Annotated in this window: 2 protein-coding genes; both read right to left on the bottom strand. The window is 65.9% G+C overall.

All coding sequences use genetic code 11. From position 1 onward, the window contains the following. Window positions 1-164 precede the first annotated feature (164 nt). Window positions 165-1,298, bottom strand: coding sequence for a 2-methylaconitate cis-trans isomerase PrpF family protein (locus tag AC5JJ6_RS08375; RefSeq protein ID WP_496041597.1), 1,134 nt, complete (start codon window positions 1,296-1,298; stop codon window positions 165-167). Continuing rightward, a partial coding sequence (locus AC5JJ6_RS08370; protein WP_496041596.1) for an aconitase family protein occupies window positions 1,295-2,622 on the bottom strand: 1,328 nt, incomplete at its 5' end. The genes AC5JJ6_RS08370 and AC5JJ6_RS08375, both read right to left, overlap by 4 nt.

Below are 2,622 nucleotides of genomic sequence, written 5' to 3'. Positions count from 1 at the left end.
TGGTCGAGGTCTATCAGCGATGCATCGTCGCCAGCCGCCACATCGACAACCTGTCCTTCGAACGGGTGCTCGATGGATCGGTTCTTCGTTGTTTCACCCATTACCCGGTGCCGCACGACGACTTGTTGCGGGTCCTGGATGCCGGCGACGGTGCCCGATGACGGTCACCCGGGCACTGCGACGGCTCCCGTCATCAGGGTACGCGCCGTCCTGAAGACGACGGCGCTGTCGGCGATCCAGCCGCCATCATACCGGATCTCCGACCCGACGGAAACGACGCCGGACGGATTGCCGACCCGGATTTCACCGTCCGCCGCCGGCGGCGATGCCAGCAGGTTGGGCACCGTCCCCGCTATCCGGCAGGCGACGCCGACGCACATGGCTCCGGTCAGGGTCACGGCCCGATGCGCCCGCTCCATAGACAGCATCCGGACACCGATCTCATGGGTCGCCGGTTCGAACGCCTCGCCGTCCAGGGTCCTGAACAGCTCCGGTTGAACGACCATCGCGATCTTCGGATTGGACAGGCCGACGGCATCCTGGGTGGCAGCCAGACCCATCATCACCCCGGCCTGTCTGCGGATCCGGTCGAGCTTGGCCATCAATCCCGGAACGGCTTCGATCTCGTCCGGCGATTCCGTGCCTTCGATGCCCAGATCGGATGCCCGCACATAGACGACCGGGTTGCTGGCATCGATCAGGGAGACTTCCAGCTCGCCGACGCCGTCGACCGTGATCCTGTCCACGACATTGCCGGTCGGCAGCAGGCCGGGAGTGACGGTGCCGCCTGGATCCAGGAAGTCCAGCCTGATCCGGGCGGCCGTTCCGGCGACGCCGGCGATGGCGAAGTCCCCCCTGGTCACCGCCTTGCCGTCCTTCACGTCGAAGCGGGCATGGATGATCTTGCGGGTATTGGTGTTGTGGATGCGGACCAGCACCTCGCCGTCAGCAGCCACGACCAGTCCGGTATCGACCGCGAAGGGACCGACCACGGAAGAAAGGTTTCCGCAGTTGGCGCCGTAGTCCACCAGGGGCCGGTCGACGACGACTTGGCCGAATGTGTAATCGACATCGGCTTCGGGGTGGGTGGACGGTCCGATGATCGCCACCTTGGACAGCGAAGAAATGCCGCCGCCCATGCCGTTGAGTTGGCGGCCGTACGGGTCGGGCGTGCCGAGCACGTCCAGGAACAGCTGGTCCCGCTCGGCCCGATCGGCCGGCAGGTCCCGCTCGTGGAAGACGACGCCCTTGCTGGAACCGCCGCGCATGAAGACGGCGGGAACGAATCTCTGGCTCATGGTGCTTCCTTGCTGATTTCGGCCACCTGATCGCGCCAGACGAACGGCAGGATGCCGCCATGACGCCACCATGCCAGTTCATCTTCGGTTTCGATGCGTAGCGTCAGGGGGATGGTTGTCCGGTTGCCGTCGGCACGGTTGATGACGCAGGTAATCGAGGCGCGGACGCCGAGTTCGGTCGCCAGATCCGGCAGATCGAAAGTTTCCGTGCCGTCGATCGCCAGTCCGTCCGCCGTCGTCTCGTTCGGGAAGACGAGCGGCAGGATGCCCATGCCGATCAGGTTGGTGCGGTGGATGCGCTCGAAGCTTTCGGCGATCACGGCGCGGACGCCCAGCAGCGCTACGCCTTTGGCCGCCCAGTCGCGTGACGATCCGCAGCCGTAGTTGCGCCCGGCAACGATGACCAGGGGAACTCCGCGCCGGCCATACTCGAGCGCCGCGTCGAAGATCGGCAGGTCAGTGCCGTCCGGCAACAGCCTTGTCATAGCTCCTTCCACGCCCGGAACGATTTTGTTACGGAGCCGGATGTTTGCGAAGGTCGCCCGCACCGCGACTTCGTGATTGCCGCGCCGCGTCCCGTAGGAGTTGAAGTCGGCCGGCTTGACCCCCCGATCCGTCAGGAACCGCGCAGCCGGTGAGCCGGCGACGATGGCACCCGACGGCGATAGATGGTCGGTGGTGATGCTGTCGCCCAGCACGGCGAGCGGCCGCATGCCGGTCACCGGACCGACCGCCGGGATATCCGGCGACAATGCGTCGAAATATGGCGGGCAGCGGACATAGGTACTGGCGGGATCCCAGGCGAAGCGGTCGCCCGCTTCACCGCCCAGTTTCTCCCACGTCTCGTCACCGTCGAACAGGTCCGCATATTTGCTGCGGAACAGGTCCGGCCCATAGGCGGAGTCGATGATCGCGATGATTTCCTCGGTATCCGGCCAGATGTCCTTCAGGGTGACCGGAAGGCCGTCATTGCCCACGCCAAGCGGGCCGGTCGAGATATCGGCCGTCATCGCCCCGGCCAGCGCATGGGAGATGACCAGGGCCGGCGAGGCCAGATATGCAGCCCTGACGTTGGGATGGATGCGGCCTTCGAAGTTGCGGTTGCCCGACAGCACGGCGGCCGCCACCAGCTTGCCGGCTTCGATCGCTTCCGCCATGGGCTTGGGGATCGGACCGGACATGCCGTTGCACGTGGTGCAGCCGAATCCGACGACATGGAAGCCCAGCGCATCGAGCGACGCCTGGAGGCCTGTACGCTCGAGTACCGCCGCGACGACCTGACTGCCGGGCGCCAGCGAGGTCTTGACCCACGGCTTGACCGACA

It is taken from the genome of Skermanella sp. (genome assembly GCF_059503625.1).
Note: the sequence above shows the minus strand (reverse complement) of the source record. Positions and strands in the feature narration are given on the sequence as shown.

Coding starts and splice junctions, on each gene's coding strand:
- AC5JJ6_RS08375 (WP_496041597.1), bottom strand. CDS start 1,298: ATGAGCCAGAGATTCGTTCCCGCCGTCTTCATGCGCGGCGGTTCCAGC.